This window comes from Clavibacter sp. MX14-G9D (assembly GCF_032917815.1).
Taxonomy (GTDB): Bacteria; Actinomycetota; Actinomycetes; order Actinomycetales; family Microbacteriaceae; genus Clavibacter; species Clavibacter michiganensis_K.
Genome location: NZ_JAVCVL010000399.1, coordinates 1 through 930, shown reverse-complemented (window position 1 = coordinate 930; position 930 = coordinate 1). Strand labels below are relative to the sequence as shown.

At 79.0% G+C, this 930-nt stretch carries 1 protein-coding gene; it reads right to left on the bottom strand.

Translation table 11 applies throughout. The features are described from left to right. Positions 1 to 149 precede the first annotated feature (149 nt). Positions 150 to 930 (bottom strand): thioredoxin domain-containing protein (locus Q6969_RS15940; RefSeq protein ID WP_317231315.1); only part of this gene is annotated, 781 nt, incomplete at its 5' end.

Sequence of the window (930 nt, the reverse complement as noted above, 5' to 3'; positions counted from 1 at the left end):
CCCCGGGCGCCGCCCCGCCGCCGGACAGGTGCGCGAGGGCGGCCACGAGGAGGGACGCGCCGGCGGTGAGGGCGCCGCGCGTCGTGCGGGCCCCTCGTGACGCCGGGACCTCCGTCCCCCGTGCCCTCCCTCGCCGCGTCACGGGGGCGTCAGCCCGCCATGATCTCGTCCGGCAGGGTCGCGCCGGCGCCGCGCAGGGCGTCCACGAGCTGCGCCCCGCCGACCGTCTCGACGATCCCGCCGTCGATGCGGAGCGTCGGCGTGCCCTTCACGCCCGCCGCGAAGGCGGCGTCGGTGTTCGCGTCGATCCAGCCGGCGAAGGGCCCGTCCTCGGCGCACGCCGGGACGGCCTCGTCGACGACGCCCTGGTCGGCGAGCCACGCGCCGAAGTCGGCGCCCGTCCAGGAGTCCGTCCGGGCGGAGTGGTTCGCGAAGAGCGCGGAGTGCACCTCGGGCCAGGCGGAGGGATCGGACTGCAGGACGCACGCGGCCGCGTTCCCGGCGGTGCGCCCGTAGTTCGTGACCACCTGGATGGGGTGGTAGACGACGCGCACCTGTCCGGAGGCCGCGAGCCGGTCGAGGAGCGGCCCGGTGGCCGCCTCGTACTCGGCGCAGTGCGGGCACGAGTAGTCCTCGTACACGTCGAGCGTGACCGGGGCGGCGGGGTCACCCACGCCGACGCCGTCCGCCTCGGCCGTCACGCGGGCCTCGCCGCCGGATGCCAGGGCGACCGACGCGTCGGCGACGGGCGGCGCGGCGTCGGCGGCCCCCTGCCCGCCGAGGGCGCTCACCCCGCCGACGATGCCGGCGATGACGACGACGACGGCGGCGCCGACGCCCAGCTGCATCAGGACGCGGCGGCGGCGGGCCCTCCGCTCGGCCTCGCGGCGGGGGGGGGGCGCCCTCTCCCCGGTCTCCCCCGGGGGGGGG